Source organism: Klebsiella sp. K5-204 (assembly GCF_030128585.1).
Lineage (GTDB): Bacteria > Pseudomonadota > Gammaproteobacteria > Enterobacterales > Enterobacteriaceae > Klebsiella > Klebsiella quasipneumoniae.
Genome location: NZ_JAKUZS010000001.1, coordinates 138,045 through 153,432 on the forward strand (window position 1 = coordinate 138,045; position 15,388 = coordinate 153,432).

General features: G+C 60.9%; 15 protein-coding genes. 11 read left to right on the forward strand and 4 right to left on the reverse strand.

The window, feature by feature from the left end; translation table 11 throughout:
- The first annotated feature begins 17 nt into the window (after positions 1-17).
- Positions 18-140 (forward strand): hypothetical protein, encoded by a 123-nt coding sequence (locus MKR05_RS00650; RefSeq protein WP_012542233.1) that lies wholly within the window; start codon positions 18-20, stop codon positions 138-140.
- A 52-nt stretch (positions 141-192) separates the two neighbouring features.
- Here MKR05_RS00650 and MKR05_RS00655 read toward each other — a convergent pair whose 3' ends face one another.
- Together MKR05_RS00655 and MKR05_RS00660 are read right to left on the reverse strand one after the other, a co-directional pair.
- The gene (locus MKR05_RS00655; RefSeq protein ID WP_023289148.1) at positions 193-828 is read right to left on the reverse strand and encodes a TetR/AcrR family transcriptional regulator; all 636 of its coding nucleotides are present in this window, start codon (positions 826-828) and stop codon (positions 193-195) included.
- A complete protein-coding gene (locus MKR05_RS00660) occupies positions 825-944 on the reverse strand; it encodes a hypothetical protein (RefSeq protein ID WP_044522093.1) in 120 nt (39 codons plus the stop codon). Before MKR05_RS00660 ends, MKR05_RS00655 begins: the two co-directional genes overlap by 4 nt.
- Positions 945-1,077: 133 nt before the next feature.
- On the opposite strand from MKR05_RS00660, the gene bhsA reads away from it, so the two are divergent.
- Positions 1,078-1,335 (forward strand): multiple stress resistance protein BhsA, encoded by a 258-nt coding sequence (gene bhsA / locus MKR05_RS00665; RefSeq protein ID WP_002900788.1) that lies wholly within the window; start codon positions 1,078-1,080, stop codon positions 1,333-1,335.
- Between the two features lie 128 nt (positions 1,336-1,463).
- On the opposite strand, the gene MKR05_RS00670 is transcribed toward bhsA, so the two are convergent.
- Both MKR05_RS00670 and mfd read right to left on the reverse strand, forming a co-directional pair.
- Complete coding sequence (locus MKR05_RS00670; protein ID WP_023289149.1) at positions 1,464-2,417, reverse strand: L,D-transpeptidase family protein; 954 nt, start codon at positions 2,415-2,417, stop codon at positions 1,464-1,466.
- Positions 2,418-2,582: 165 nt separating this feature from the next.
- Entirely contained in the window at positions 2,583-6,029 is a 3,447-nt protein-coding gene (mfd, locus tag MKR05_RS00675; protein ID WP_238875528.1) for a transcription-repair coupling factor, read from the reverse strand.
- A gap of 39 nt (positions 6,030-6,068) precedes the next feature.
- On the opposite strand from mfd, the gene MKR05_RS00680 reads away from it, so the two are divergent.
- The 9 genes from MKR05_RS00680 (at position 6,069) to MKR05_RS00720 (ending at position 15,344) form a co-directional block, all read left to right on the forward strand.
- Complete coding sequence (locus MKR05_RS00680; RefSeq protein ID WP_060592440.1) at positions 6,069-6,200, forward strand: hypothetical protein; 132 nt, start codon at positions 6,069-6,071, stop codon at positions 6,198-6,200.
- Between the two features lie 133 nt (positions 6,201-6,333).
- Complete coding sequence (gene lolC / locus MKR05_RS00685; protein WP_284118016.1) at positions 6,334-7,533, forward strand: lipoprotein-releasing ABC transporter permease subunit LolC; 1,200 nt, start codon at positions 6,334-6,336, stop codon at positions 7,531-7,533.
- On the forward strand, positions 7,526-8,227 hold the full coding sequence (gene lolD / locus MKR05_RS00690; protein WP_065812111.1) for a lipoprotein-releasing ABC transporter ATP-binding protein LolD: 702 nt from the start codon (positions 7,526-7,528) through the stop codon (positions 8,225-8,227). The genes lolC and lolD overlap by 8 nt, the downstream gene beginning before the upstream one ends.
- A complete protein-coding gene (lolE, locus tag MKR05_RS00695) occupies positions 8,227-9,471 on the forward strand; it encodes a lipoprotein-releasing ABC transporter permease subunit LolE (RefSeq protein ID WP_023289152.1) in 1,245 nt (414 codons plus the stop codon). Before lolD ends, lolE begins: the two co-directional genes overlap by 1 nt.
- Positions 9,472-9,519: 48 nt before the next feature.
- The gene (gene nagK, locus MKR05_RS00700; protein WP_044522096.1) at positions 9,520-10,431 is read left to right on the forward strand and encodes an N-acetylglucosamine kinase; all 912 of its coding nucleotides are present in this window, start codon (positions 9,520-9,522) and stop codon (positions 10,429-10,431) included.
- Positions 10,432-10,445: 14 nt separating this feature from the next.
- A complete protein-coding gene (cobB, locus tag MKR05_RS00705; protein ID WP_017898959.1) occupies positions 10,446-11,276 on the forward strand; it encodes a Sir2 family NAD+-dependent deacetylase in 831 nt (276 codons plus the stop codon).
- Between the two features lie 90 nt (positions 11,277-11,366).
- Positions 11,367-11,711, forward strand: a complete 345-nt coding sequence (locus MKR05_RS00710; protein WP_044522101.1) for a hypothetical protein — start codon at positions 11,367-11,369, stop codon at positions 11,709-11,711.
- A 283-nt stretch (positions 11,712-11,994) separates the two neighbouring features.
- Positions 11,995-13,623 carry a long-chain fatty acid--CoA ligase gene (locus MKR05_RS00715; RefSeq protein ID WP_044522103.1) on the forward strand — a complete coding sequence of 543 codons (1,629 nt, stop codon included), beginning with the start codon at positions 11,995-11,997 and terminating at the stop codon, positions 13,621-13,623.
- Entirely contained in the window at positions 13,620-15,344 is a 1,725-nt protein-coding gene (locus tag MKR05_RS00720; RefSeq protein WP_072422052.1) for an aldehyde dehydrogenase family protein, read from the forward strand. The genes MKR05_RS00715 and MKR05_RS00720 overlap by 4 nt, the downstream gene beginning before the upstream one ends.
- Positions 15,345-15,388: the final 44 nt, after the last annotated feature.

Here is a 15,388-nt window from a genome sequence, read left to right on the forward strand (position 1 = left end):
GGCCGGTATTCGTTACAATGCGAAACATCTGGAAAAACTCAAAAAAGGATTTTGCACATAATGAATATCGCAATCAATATCATTTGCGTTTATCTTGCACGAGAAAAGGTAATAAAAATCAATCTATTTTGTGGGGGTAAAGCGAAACGGCGGGCGGTTCCGGCGGCAGAATACCGCCGGAAGCGGGGCGCATCAGGACTCGAGGACCAGCGGCCAGAGACGGAGAGTGGTGTCAGTGATTTGCATCAGTTTGTCGAAATCGGCGCCTTCCCGTGCGCTGATGGACATCCCCTGCAGGACACAGTTGAGAAACTGCGCGAGCTGCGCCACGTCGCGGCCCGCAGGCAGTTCGCCCTGCGCTTGCCGCTGCTGCAGAAACTGGGTTAGCGCCTGCTCCTGCATCGCATGGCGGGATTTGATGGTGTTGGCGATATCCGTCGAGGAGGCGGCCAGCGCGGCGGAAGTATTGATGATAAAGCAGCCGGCCGGCGTCTCTTTGCTGGTAAAGCAGGTGGCGACCGCGGTGAAGTAGTCGCGCAACGCCCGATCGACGGTTTTTCCCTCAGCAAACAGCACGGCTTCGTGCTTCGCGGCAAAGCGCGAAATGTAACGATCCAATACTGCGCGGAACAGTCCTTCTTTATTCACAAATTCCGCATACAGGGTGGGGGCTTTTGCTCCTGTCGCCTCGACCAGATCGGCGAGCGAGGTCGCCTCATAGCCGTGCTGCCAGAAGAGTGTCATGGCTTTGTCCAGCGCCGCATCCCTGTCGAACACCTTCGGTCGGCCACGGCTTTTTTTGGCGCAACTTTGAACGTCAGTTGTCATGATGCCGTTGTACCTATGTTGGTTTGGTGAATGGCCATTATAAAAATAAACGATCGCCGGGGCCAGCGCTGTTGGTTCAAAAATAAATAATTCATATGCGTATGAAAATTAAGCATTTTATAAATAGTTAAACGATCGTTATAAAAATGCGTTGACGTGTGACTTAGATCACATTATTATTTACCTATCGATCGTTAAGTTAATGCTTACGACCCTACTATAAAATTCATCTGCATAGGTATAATAATCATGAAAACCGTTAATACTCTGGCTATTGCCGCCGTGCTTAGCTCCCTCTCTTTCGCCAGCTTTGCCGCTGTTGAGGTGCAGTCCACCCCAGCCGGCCAGCATAAAGTGGGCACCATCTCTGCGTCCGCAGGGACTAACCTGGGGTCGCTGGAAGACCAGCTGGCGCAGAAAGCGGATGAAATGGGCGCCACCTCATACCGTATTACTTCGGTAACCGGTCCGAATACTCTTCACGGTACTGCGGTTATCTACAAGTAAACCCGATGCGTCGCTGCCCGGCCCCCTTCACCGGTCAGCGATGAGTAAGACCCTGTTGTACCCCTGTTTGACCCTTGCCAACAAAAAACCCGCCGTCAGGCGGGTTTTTTGTTTTCTGCAGCGTGAGGTTACAGCGACTGCGGACCAGGGTCGGCATGACGGGTAACGTCAATGGGCATGCCCGAGCGGTAATTCATCGCGCGCTCCATTACCGTGCCGTCGGTCTGCGGCGCCTGTTTGAACGCCTTCATGGCCGCGTTAAGCGTAATAGGCAGGGTCTGCGGGTCGTCATCGATATGCTCAGACAGCGGCTGGTGGATTTCGACCAGACGGCGGCCGTCCGGCTCCACCGACGCCTTAATCGGCGTGTTGATAATATTCACCTTCGTGCCCGGCGAGATCGCGTTGTACAGCGCCTTGATATCGTTGTCGCGCAGACGAATACAGCCGGAGCTGACGCGCATGCCGATGCCGAAATCGGCATTGGTGCCGTGCAGGAGATAGACTCCGCCATAGGCGGCAAGGCGGATAGCGTGATGGCCCATCGGGTTGTCAGGACCGGCAGGCACCACCGCCGGCAGCTCAATCCCCATCGCTTTGTAGCGCGCGCGAATGTTAGCGGTTGGCGTCCAGGTCGGATTAGCCCGCTTGTCGGACACGGTGGTGACCATCGTCGGTGTGATGGTGGTTCCGCCCAGTTGGCCGATGCCGATCGGGTAGACGGTCACTTCATTCTTGCCCGGCGGGTAATAGTAGAGGCGCAGTTCGGCAAGGTTGATCACCAGCCCTTCGCGCGGCGCATCGGGCAGCAGCGTCTGCAGGGGGATAGTCAGCACGCTGCCGGCGCGCGGAACATAGGGGTCTACCCCGGGATTGGCCTGCAGCAGGGCCAGAAAGCCGACATTGTACTTTTTGGCAATCGCCTCCAGCGAACCGCCGTTATCCTGCACCACATGGAACTGATTCTGCCCCACCAGCCGGCTGCCCGGCGGGGGAAGGGGCCAGGTGTTAGCGCGCGCAGGCAGCGCCAGCGCGGCAACCAGCGCGACCAGCGCCAGCGCCAGGGGGAAACGGTTTCTCATTACCATAACTCCAAAATATATAACTGGTTATTTTTATATGAAAAAGGAGATGAGATTATGGCGTGAGTCTGTGTGGGGAAATCCAGGCGGATTGCAAAATGTTTGTAAAGATTGCCAGATATGTGAAAAGGGAGATACGGCGTACCGGCCGTATCTCCCCCGCGATCAGGCGACGGCGTTCTCTTCCAGCTGGCGCATGAACTGGCGAACCCAATCCATCCGCGTCTTACGCTCCTCGAGATCCTGCATGAACTTCAGGCGCGTCGGCCCGTCCAAGCGGAAGTGCTGCGGCTGCTTCTGCAGCAGGCCGATCAACCACACCGGATTGACGTTGTTTTTCTCGTTAAATTCGATCACGCCGCCTTTTTCATTGCTCTCCAGCTTACGGATCCCCAGCTTCTGCGCTTGCTGACGCAGACGGGCGATATCCAGCAGATTGCGCGCGGCGTCGGGCAGGCGGCCAAAACGATCGATCAGCTCGACTTTGATCTCCTCCAGATCCTGTTCGTTTTTGGCGCTGGCAATGCGCTTATAGAACGACAGACGGGTATTGACGTCGGGGATGAAATCATCAGGCAGCAGGGAAGGCATGCGCAGTTCGACTTCCGTCTGCTGGCTGGTGAGATCTTCCAGCGACGGCTCGCGCCCGGCTTTCAGGGCATCTACCGCATTCTCCAGCAGCTCCATATACAGGGAGAAGCCGATGGTCTCCATCTGACCGCTCTGATCTTCGCCCAGCAGCTCCCCGGCGCCGCGGATCTCCAGATCGTGGGTCGCCAGCGCAAAGCCGGCGCCAAGATCTTCCAGCGAGGCAATGGCTTCGAGGCGCTTTTGCGCATCGGTGGTCATCGCCTTCGGATGCGGCGTCAGCAGCCAGGCATAGGCCTGGTGATGGGAGCGGCCAACGCGGCCGCGCAGCTGGTGCAGCTGGGCGAGGCCAAAGTGGTCGGCGCGTTCGATAATGATGGTGTTGGCGGTGGGAATGTCGATCCCGGTTTCGATGATGGTGGTGCACACCAGCACATTGAAGCGCTGGTGATGGAAGTCATTCATCACCCGCTCCAGCTCGCGCTCCCGCATCTGACCGTGGCCGATGGCGATCCGCGCCTCAGGCACCAGCTCCGCCAGCTTGTCGGCGGCTTTCTGGATGTTCTCGACGTCATTAAACAGGTAGTAAACCTGGCCGCCGCGCAGCGTTTCACGCAGGATCGCCTCGCGCACGACCAGCGAATCGTATTCGCGAACGAAGGTCTTTACCGCCAGGCGGCGCGCCGGCGGCGTGGCGATGATCGACAGATCCCGCATCCCGCTCATCGCCATGTTCAGCGTTCGCGGGATCGGCGTGGCGGTGAGGGTCAGGATATCGACATCGGCGCGCATCGCTTTGATGCGCTCTTTATGCCGCACGCCAAACCGGTGCTCTTCGTCGACGATCAGCAGCCCCAGATCGCGCAGCTTCACCTCGCTCTGCAGCAGCTTATGGGTGCCGATCAAGATATCGATTTTGCCTTCCGCGGCCTGCTCGAGGATCTGCGCCTGCTCTTTAGCGCTGCGGAAGCGGGAGAGCATTTCGATGCGTACCGGCCAGTTGGCGAAACGATCGCGGAAGTTGTCATAGTGCTGCTGAGCCAGCAGGGTGGTCGGCACCAGTACCGCCACCTGTTTGTGGTTCTCCACGGCGAGGAAGGCGGCGCGCATGGCCACTTCGGTCTTGCCGAAGCCCACATCGCCACACACCAGGCGGTCCATGGCCAGCGGCTGGCACATATCGCTGAGGACGGCGTTGATCGCCTGTGCCTGATCCGGCGTGGTTTCAAATGGGAAACCGTCGCAGAACAGCTGATACTGTTCGCGGTCGTGTTTGAAGGCAAACCCGGCTTTCGCCGCGCGCTGGGCGTAGATATCCAGCAGTTCGGCCGCTACGTCGCGTACCTTCTCGGCCGCTTTTTGCCGCGCCCGGGTCCAGGCATCGCCGCCCAGCTTGTGCAGGGGCGCGTTCTCTTCCGCTCCGCCGGCGTAGCGACTAATAAGATGCAGCGAGGAGACCGGAACGTATAATTTGGCATCGTTGGCGTAGGTCAGCATCAGGTATTCGCCGGTGATGCCGCCCGCCTCCAGGGTGGTCATCCCCGCATAGCGGCCCACGCCGTGTTCCAGGTGAACGACCGGCTGGCCGATATGCAGTTCGGCAAGGTTGCGAATTAGCGTGTCAGGGTTAATGGTGCGACGGGAATCCTGACGACGGCGCGCTACGCGCTCGCCGAGCAGGTCGCTCTCGCAAATCAGCGCCAGGCCGCGCTGGCTGTCGATAAACCCGTGCTCGGCGGCGCCAATCATCAGATAGCGCCCGTTGCCGGTGGCTTCCTCCAGGCGCAGCAGGTGTTTCGGCGCAATTTTGATCCGCGCCAGCATTTCGCTCAGCGCTTCCCGGCGTCCCTCGCTTTCAACGGAGAAGATCACCGGACCGGCAAACGCGTCGAGGAAGCGGCGCAGATTATCCAGCGGCGCTTTGTTTTGCGCCTGGACGGCGAGGTCCGGCAGCGTCTGGTAGCCCAGGTTTGTATTCGCTGCTTTTTCGGCCAGGCGCTCGGTTTTCAGCTGAACGCGCGGCCACTTTTTCAGTTCGCTGAACAGCTCATCGCTGCGCAGCCACAGCAGTTCCGGCGGCAGGAGCGGGCGCATCGGATCGACGCCGCGGTTTTCAAAGCGGGCGCGGGCTTCATTCTGGAAACGCTCCGCGCTGGCCTCGAGATCGCCGGTGTTGACGATCAGCGTGCTGGCCGGGAAATAGCTAAATAACGGCGGCAGCGGCTCGCTGAAGAACAGCGGCTGCCAGTATTCGATACCGGCAGGCAGCGTCCCTTTACTGACCTGCTGATAGATATGCTCGGCGTCGCGCTTCACCTCAAAGCGGTCGCGCCACTGGCTGCGGAACAGCTCGATGGCGGTCTGGTCGGTGGGGAATTCGTGCGCCGGCAGCAGGTTAATGGCCGCCACTTCCTCCAGCGTGCGCTGGCTGTCGACGTCGAACAGGCGCAGGCTGTCGATGTCATCGTCAAAGAAATCGAGGCGGTAGGGCTGGTCGCTGCCCATCGGGAACAGGTCGAGCAGCGCGCCGCGGGTGGCGTATTCGCCATGCTCCATCACCTGATCGACATGGCGGTAGCCGGCCCCCTCGAGCTGGTCGCGCAGCGCATCGCGCGACAGGCGCTGACCCTTTTTCATCACCAGCGCGTGGCCGTGAAGGAAGCTGTGCGGACAGACGCGCTGCATCAGCGTGCTGACCGGGACGATCAGCACGCCGCGCTGCATAGTGGGTAACTGGTAAAGGGTGGCAAGACGGGAGGAGATGATGTCCTGATGCGGCGAGAAGCTGTCGTAAGGGAGCGTTTCCCAGTCCGCCAGCCCCATCACCAGGCTGTCGGTGAACTGCCTGATCTCGTCGTTCAGACGCAGCGCGTTTTGCATGTCAGGCGCCACCAGCACCACCGGACCCTTGTGGCGTTCGGCCATCTCCGCCACCAGGGTGGCGCAGGCTGCGCCGGTCAACTCGCCAAGCTGGCGCTGGTCACCGGCTTTCACCGGCAATGAGTATCGATATTGTTCAGGCATAGACGGTTTCATGGTCTCTTAGGGATTCGCTCTGCCGATATGGAGGGCAACTCGCTGATATTCAATAGTGAGATTATCCGCGATTGGTCTGGATTCGCCAACCCGAATTGCCATTGCGTGTTGAGTGAAGAAAGGTCAGCGCTGTCGATAAGCGTAAAGATTAATAAATAAGTACTTATCTATCCGTTTGTATTTGCTTGATTTTTAGGATTGTTGCTAATAAAGTCGTCAGGTATCAGTCATTTACGCTGCCCCTAATCGCTTATATACTCGGGAATCGGCTATCAGCAACCAGATGGATGACATGTACCAACCTGCCGCACTCTTTATCGGCCTGCGCTATATGCGCGGGCGCGCAGCCGACCGCTTCGGTCGTTTCGTCTCCTGGCTTTCCACCATCGGTATTACCCTCGGCGTCATGGCGCTGGTGACGGTCCTGTCGGTGATGAACGGCTTTGAACGCGAACTGCAAAACAACATCCTGGGGCTGATGCCCCAGGCCATTCTTAGCGCCAAACAGGGTTCGGTGAATCCCCAACAGCTGCCGGAGCGCGAGGCGAAACTCCAGGGCGTCACCCGCGTGGCGCCAATCACCACCGGCGACGCGGTGCTGCAGAGCGCGCGCAGCGTGGCGGTCGGTGTGATGCTGGGCATCGACCCGGCGCAGAACGATCCCCTGACACCGTACCTGGTGAACGTCAAACAGAGCGATCTGCAGGCGGGCAAATATAACGTGATTCTCGGCGAGCAGCTGGCGGGCCAGCTGGGGGTGAATCGCGGCGATAAAATTCGCGTGATGGTCCCCTCCGCCAGCCAGTTTACGCCGATGGGGCGCGTGCCGAGCCAGCGTCTGTTTACAGTCATCGGCACCTTCGCCGCCAACAGCGAAGTCGATGGTTATCAGATGCTGACCAACATCGACGATGCTTCCCGTTTAATGCGCTACCCGCTGGGGAATATCACCGGCTGGCGCCTGTGGCTGGATAAACCACTGCAAGTGGATACCCTCAGCCAGCAGACGCTGCCGTCGGGCACCCAGTGGCAAGACTGGCGCGAGCGCAAGGGCGAACTGTTCCAGGCGGTGCGTATGGAGAAAAATATGATGGGCCTGCTGCTCAGCCTGATCGTCGCCGTCGCGGCCTTCAATATTATTACCTCGCTGGGGATGATGGTGATGGAGAAGCAGGGCGAAGTGGCGATCCTGCAGACCCAGGGGCTGACGCCGCGACAGATTATGGCCGTCTTTATGGTGCAGGGCGCCAGCGCCGGGATCGTCGGCGCGCTGCTGGGAGCCGTACTTGGCGCGCTGCTGGCCAGCCAGTTGAATAATTTAATGCCGATCATCGGCGCCTTCCTTGACGGCGCGGCGCTGCCGGTGGCGATTGAGCCGCTGCAGGTCGTCGTGATCGCCCTGGTGGCGATGGCGCTGGCATTGTTGTCTACGTTGTACCCTTCCTGGCGCGCTGCCGCCACTCAACCCGCTGAGGCTTTACGTTATGAATAAGATCCTGCTGCAATGCGACAACCTGTGCAAACGCTATCAGGAAGGCAATGTGCAAACCGATGTCCTGCACAATGTCAGCTTCAGCATTGGTGAAGGCGAGATGATGGCCATCGTCGGCACCTCCGGCTCTGGCAAAAGTACGCTGCTGCATCTGCTCGGCGGCCTGGATACGCCCACCTCTGGCGATGTGATTTTCTCCGGTCAGCCGATGAGTAAGCTTTCCACCGCCGCGCGCGCCGACCTGCGTAACCGCGAGCTGGGCTTTATCTATCAGTTCCACCATCTGCTGCCGGACTTTAGCGCGCTGGAAAACGTGGCGATGCCGCTGCTGATTGGCAAAAAGAAGCCGGCGGACATTGAACGTCAGGCGAAAGCGATGCTGCAGGCGGTCGGGCTTGAACACCGCAGCCATCACCGTCCGTCGGAGCTCTCCGGCGGCGAACGCCAGCGGGTGGCGATTGCCCGCGCGCTGGTGAACAAACCGCGGCTGGTATTGGCGGATGAGCCGACCGGTAACCTCGACGCCCGCAACGCGGACAGCATCTTCCAGCTGCTGGGCGAACTGAACCTCGCGCAGCGCACCGCGTTTCTGGTGGTGACCCACGACCTGCAGCTGGCGAAGCGGATGAGCCGCCAGCTGGAGATGCGCGATGGCCGCCTGACCGCCGACCTGACCCTGATGGGGGCCGAGTAATGGCCTCTCCGTTATCGTTATTAATTGCATTGCGTTTCAGCCGCGGCCGGCGGCGCGGCGGCATGGTGTCGCTGATCTCGGTGATCTCCACCATCGGTATTGCGCTGGGGGTGGCGGTGCTGATCGTCGGTCTCAGCGCGATGAACGGCTTTGAGCGCGAGCTGAACCACCGCGTGCTGGCGGTGGTGCCGCACGGTGAAATCGAACCCGTGAACCAGCCGTGGAATAACTGGCAGGAGGCGCTGGCGAAGGTGCAGAAGGTGAAGGGGATTGTCGCGGCGGCGCCCTATATTAACTTCACCGGCCTGGTGGAGAGCGGCAGCAATATGCGCGCCATCCAGGTGAAAGGGGTCGACCCGCAGCAGGAAACCCGGCTCAGCGCGCTGCCCACCTTTGTGCAGAATAACGCGTGGGCCGGCTTCAAGGCCGGCGAACAGCAGGTGATTCTGGGTAAAGGCGTCGCCGATGCCCTGCACGTGAAGCAGGGGGACTGGGTGTCGATCATGATCCCTAACGCCGACGCCGACCATCAACTGCTGCAGCCGAAACGCGTCAGGCTGCATGTGACCGGTATTTTACAGCTGAGCGGCCAGCTCGATCATAGTTTTGCCATGATTCCGATGCAGGATGCGCAGCAGTACCTGGAGATGGGCGGCAGCGTGACCGGCATCGCCATCAAGGTCACCGACGTTTTCCATGCTAACAAGCTGGTGCGCGACGCCGGCGAGGTGACCAACAGCTACGTCTACATCAAGAGCTGGATTGGCACCTACGGCTATATGTATCGCGATATCCAGATGATCCGCGCCATTATGTACCTGGCGATGGTACTGGTGATCGGCGTGGCCTGCTTTAACATCGTCTCGACGCTGGTGATGGCGGTCAAAGACAAAAGCGGCGATATTGCGGTGCTGCGCACGCTTGGCGCAAAAGACGGCTTAATTCGCGCGATTTTCGTGTGGTATGGTTTATTAGCCGGATCGGTAGGCAGCCTGTTCGGGGTGGTGATCGGCGTGATCTGCGCGTTGAATCTGACGTCAATCATCAACGGCATCGAATACCTGATTGGGCATAAATTCCTCTCCGGCGACATCTATTTTATTGACTTCCTGCCGTCTGAACTGCACTGGCTGGACGTCTTTTATGTGCTGGTGACAGCACTGTTGCTGAGTTTGCTGGCCAGCTGGTATCCCGCCCGCCGCGCCAGCCGTATCGACCCGGCGAGGGTGCTGAGTGGCCAGTAATTTATCGTCATCGTCGGCCTGGCTGACGACACAAGAGGAATTGCTGAAATGTACTATGGATTTGACATTGGCGGCAGCAAGATAGCGCTGGGCGTATTTAATCAGGAGCGGCGGCTGCAGTGGGAAAAACGCGTCGCCACGCCGAAAAGCAGTTATGAGGATTTTCTCCAGGCGGTGGAGGCGCTGGTCCGCGAGGCCGATGCGCGCTTCGACCGGCAGGGGACGGTTGGGATCGGTATCCCGGGGATGCCGGAAACGGCGGACGGCACGCTGTATGCCGCTAACGTGCCTGCCGCCAGCGGCCGGCCGCTGCGCGCCGACCTCAGCGCGCGACTGGGGCGCGATGTGCGCCTCGATAATGACGCCAACTGCTTCGCGCTGTCGGAAGCGTGGGACGATGAGTTTACGCAATACCCGCTGGTGATGGGGCTGATCCTCGGCACCGGCGTGGGCGGCGGCCTGGTGTTGAACGGTAAATCGATTACCGGACATAGCTATATCACCGGCGAGTTTGGTCATATTCGTCTGCCGGTGGATGCCCTGGAGGTGGTCGGGCGTGATTTTCCGCTGCTTCGCTGCGGCTGCGGCCAGCTGGGCTGCATTGAAAATTATCTCTCCGGCCGCGGTTTCGCCTGGCTGTATGAACATTTTTATCAGCAACCGCTTACCTCGCCGGAGATTGTGGCGCAGTGGCAGCAGCACGATCCGCGCGCCCAGGCGCATGTAGAGCGCTATCTCGATCTGCTGGCGGTGTGTCTGGGAAATATACTGACCATTGTCGACCCGGATTTGCTGGTGCTCGGCGGTGGATTATCTAACTTTACGGCCATTAGCGAAGGGCTGGCGCAGCGATTGCCGCGCCATCTTCTGCCGGTCGCCAGGGTACCGCGCATTGAGCGCGCGCGCCACGGCGATGCCGGGGGAATGCGCGGTGCGGCCTTCCTTCATCTGAGCCATTAACCACAGAGGTAGCTATGCAGTCGCGCCGTTTACATCGATTGAGCCGTTTTCGTCGCAATAAACGTCAGTTGCGTGACCGTCTGCGTCAGCGGATTTTCTTTAGGGAGGACAGGATGAAGCCTGAAGCGATGGCCAAACCGAGAGTGGTGGTGTTAACCGGCGCGGGCATATCGGCGGAGTCGGGGATCAAAACTTTCCGCGCGGCCGATGGCCTGTGGGAAGAGCATCGGGTGGAAGATGTGGCGACGCCGGAAGGCTTCGCCCGCGACCCGGCGCTGGTGCAGGCGTTCTACAACGCCCGCCGTCGTCAGCTGCAGAGTCCGGAGATCGCGCCGAACGCGGCACATCTGGCGCTGGCGCGTCTGGAGGATCTGCTGGGCGACCATTTTCTGCTGGTCACCCAGAATATCGATAATCTGCATGAACGCGCCGGCAACCGCCGGGTGATCCATATGCACGGCGAGCTGCTGAAGGTGCGCTGTTCGTGGAGCGGCCAGGTGCTGGAGTGGACCGGGGACGTCACCGCAGAGGACAAATGCCACTGCTGCCAGTTCCCGGCGGCGCTGCGTCCGCACGTGGTCTGGTTTGGCGAAATGCCGCTGGGGATGGACGAGATCTACAGCGCGCTGGCCGAAGCGGATATTTTTATCGCCATCGGCACCTCCGGCCACGTCTATCCGGCGGCCGGCTTTGTGCACGAGGCGCGACTGCACGGCGCCCATACCGTTGAACTGAACCTCGAGCCCAGCCAGGTGGGCAGCGAGTTTGCCGAAAAGCACTACGGGCTGGCAAGCGAAGTGGTACCCGCCTTTATCGATAAGCTGCTGCAGGAAAACGCGCTGTAAACTGAATCAGCCTGCCGGGGGTCAGGGCGACGCCCACCGCTTCCGGCAGCGCTGTTGACAAGGATGTCACGTCATGACAGGAGTCAGACCATGCATCATCCCCTCGTCATTGCATCGATCGCCTTGATCGCGTCCATTATCGTCGGCATCTGGAGCCAGCGTGCGCTACCTGAATACGCCGATAGCCGACCGATCCTCTTCCTGCTGTGCCTGTTGATCGGCACCGGCAGCGCGTTGTGCCTGCTGCTGGATGGCTTAGCCCTGCTGTTTACCGGTCAGGTCGCGACGGGCGGTGTGCGGGTATACGGCCCCATGCTGCTGCTGGTGGTGCTGTGGAAACCCCTCAACGGGCTCTTCAGCATCATTGAAGATTTTGTGCAACGGCGAGCCGAAAAAGGGAAGGACAAAGGCCAGCCCGAGGATGGGCGACGCTGAGCCGCTTTCCTCTGAAGCGCGCATCACGTACTCCAGGCTATCGTCAGTCCCCGGCGGTCGCTCTGGCGATATCGCCCGGACCGGCGCCGGGCAATGCCCTTCATCATATCATTCTCGGCTTCTCCTTTCTGAGCGATTACCCGCGATAATTTTGTGCGTGACCGCTGATTTCCGTACGTTTTTTTGTGCAGACCGGCAAATGTAGACCAGATTCAATAGGCGTCCGCACGTTCGCGCCGCGACCCTGTTCCCCCGCCCGGAAGTCTGTAAAGGAGACCCCGCCATGCCGTCACCGATGATTTATCAGGATCTCACTACCACCGCGCTGCTCAGCCATGCGGCGCAATACCACAGCGAGACGGAGATCGTCTCGGTGGGCGCCGGCGGTGAGAAGGAGCGCAGCAGCTGGGGGGAAGTGGCCAGCCGCGCTCAGCGGCTGGCATCGGCGCTGGCGTCGCTGGGGCTGCCGCCGGGCGCCCGCTGCGCCACCCTCGCATGGAACAATCGCCGCCACCTGGAGATCTATTTTGCCGTCGCCTCCGGCGGCTGGGTGACGCACACCGTCAATCCGCGGCTGTCGGTTGACCATCTGCGGTATATCCTCAACGACGCTGCCGACGAGGTGCTGTTCTTTGACCAGACCTTTTTGCCGCTGGTGGCGCAGCTCCTGCCGCAGCTGCCGACGGTGAAACACGTCGTGCTGATGGCGCCCCGCAGCGAAGCGGCGCTCAGCCAGCTGCCCTCATTGCTGTTTTTTGACGAACTGTTGCAGCAGGGGATGGCAGACTATCGCTGGCCGCCGCTCAATGAACTGACGCCGGCCTCGCTCTGCTACACCTCGGGGACCACCGGCCGACCGAAAGGGGTGTTGAATACCCATCGTTCGCTGGTCCTGCATGCCCTGAGCGGCAATCAGCCGGACGCCGCCGGGATCTCGGCCAGGGATAGCCTGTTGCCGGTGGTGCCGATGTTCCATGTCAACGCGTGGGGGACGCCGTTTATCGCCGCCATGGTCGGCGCGCGGCTGGTGCTACCGGGGCCGCACCTCGATGGCGACAGCCTGCTGCAGCTGCTGGCCGCCGAGAAGGTGACGGTGGCGTTCGGCGTGCCGGTGATCTGGGCCGGTCTGTTGGCGGCGATGCGGCGGTCGGACATGCGGCTGCCTGATTTTAAACGCGCGTTTGTCGGGGGCTCCGCGCTGCCGCCGTCGATGATGGAGGCCTTTCAGCACGATTACGGCATTACGCTGATCCACGCCTGGGGAATGACCGAAACATCGCCCATCGGCACCATTAACACGCTGTTGAGCAAACATGACGCACTCCCGGCGCCGGAGCAGCAAAAACAGCGTACCGGTCAGGGGCGGCCTATTTTTGGCATCGAGCTACAGGTGGTGGATGTCGAGGGGGACCCACTGCCGATGGACGGCCAAAGTCAGGGATATCTGCAGGTCAGAGGGCACTGGGTGGTGGAGCAGTACTATGGTCAGGACGAAAGCGCCCTGACCGCGGCAGGCTGGTTTGATACCGGCGATATCGGTACGCTCGACGCCAATGGTTATCTGGTGATCAGCGATCGGGCAAAGGATATCATCAAGTCCGGCGGCGAGTGGATCTCCACCGTTGAGCTGGAGAATATCGCCATCGCGCATCAGGCGGTGCGCAGCGCGGCGGCCATCGCCGCCCGTCACCCGCGCTGGGACGAGCGGCCGGTGCTGCTGTGCGTTCGCGTGGAAGGGGGCGAAGTGGAAGAGAGCGATCTGCTGGCCTGGTTTGAGAAACGGGTGCCCAAATGGCAGATCCCGGACCGGGTGATATTTGTCGATGCGCTACCGGTCAGCGCCACGGGCAAGGTGCTCAAGAATCAGCTGCGCCAGGCCTATGGAGAGATTTTAATGAGTGAGGGAAAATGAGCCACGCGCGACCCGGTCTGACGACCTGCTCTCAGTATGACGCAGCGCTGCACGCCTTGTCGGCGGCGCGCCAGCGCTGGGCGGAGACCTCAGTGAATCGTCGTCTGGCGCTCCTGCGCCAGATCAAGGATGCCCTGGCTTCAATTGCTCCTGCGTGGGTGGAGGCGGCGGCGAGGGCCAAAGGACTACCGCCAGGCGATCCGCTGACGGGCGAAGAGTGGCTGGCAGGCCCCTGCGCGCTGATGGTCGGCTGCAACGGGCTTATCGCCACCCTGGAGCAGCTGGAGGAGAAAACCTTTCTCCGGCGGATCCCGCTGCGGACGCTAGCGGACGGCCGCCTGGCGCTGCGGGTGGTGCCCGGCACGCTCTGGGATCGACTGTTGCTGTCTGGTGTTCGCGCTGAAATTTGGATGCAGCCGGGGGTCACCCGGGCCAATCTCGATCGCTGCGCGGCGGCCGCATACGATATCCCGCCGGCCGCGCGGCAGGGCAAGCTGGCGCTGGTGCTCGGCGCCGGGAATGTGGCCTCTATCGCGCCGCTGGACGTATTACACAAACTGTTTATTGAAAATCAGGTCTGCCTGCTGAAGCTCAACCCGGTGAATGATTATCTGCACGATCTGCTGGCTCAGGCTCTGGCGCCGCTGATCGCCATGGATGCGCTCCGCATCGTCACCGGCGACGCCCAGGCGGGGGCGTGGCTGACCACCCATCCCGCTGTCGATGAGATCCATATCACCGGCTCGCGGGAGAGCCATGACGCTATCGTCTGGGGCGATGGTGAGGCGGCTCGCCAGCGTCGGGCCGCCGGGACGCCGCTGAACCCGCGTCGGGTGACCTCGGAGCTGGGCGGCGTCAGCCCTACCATTATCGTCCCCGGTCCGTGGAGCGAGGCGGATATCGCTTTTCAGGCGCAGCAGCTGGCGACGCAGAAGATGAACAATGGCGGGTTTAACTGCGTGGCCAGCCAGGTGCTGATCCTGCAGCAGGGTTGGGAGCCAGCGTCGGCCCTGCTTAATCAGCTGTACCGGCTGATCGCCGCCAATACCCGCCCGGACTATTACCCCGGCGCGGAAAACCGGCTGACTGACTTTCGCCTGCGCGCCCGTCAGCCGCTGGAGATAGCCCGCGGCGACGCGCTGCCGTTGATTGTGGCGAACACCGAGGATGATCCGGACTTCTGCCAGCAGGAGGTCTTTGGCCCGGGGCTGTCGGTCACCCGCCTTGAGGCCGACAGCGCGGAAAGCTTTTTGCGCCAGGCGATCGGCTATGCCAATCAGCGGCTGCAGGGCACGCTGGGGGCCAATATTGTGATCCACCCGCGCACCCGCAAGGCGATTGGGCGTAAGCGTTTTAACGCGCTGATCGCCGAGCTGCGCTATGGCACGGTGGCGATCAACTGCTGGAGCGGGGTGGCCTTTCTGTTAGCTCCCTGCCCGTGGGGGGCGTTTCCCGGCCACAGGCTCGACGATATTCAGAGCGGGCGGGGCAAGGTGCATAACAGCTTTATGCTGGAGAAAACCGAGCGCACGGTGATTGAGGCGCCGTTTCGGCCGTTTCCGCGCAGTCTGTGGCATGGCGAACTGACGCTGATGCCCCTGCCGCCCTGGTTTATTACTCACCGGGGGCAGGAAGCGGTGGCGCAGCGGCTGGTGGATTTTTACCATCGGCCGCGCTGGCGCAAGCTGCCGGCGATCCTCTGGCGCGCGCTGAGGGGCTAAAGTGAGAGCAAAAAAAGGGCGGAACCGCGGTTCCGCCCGGCGGG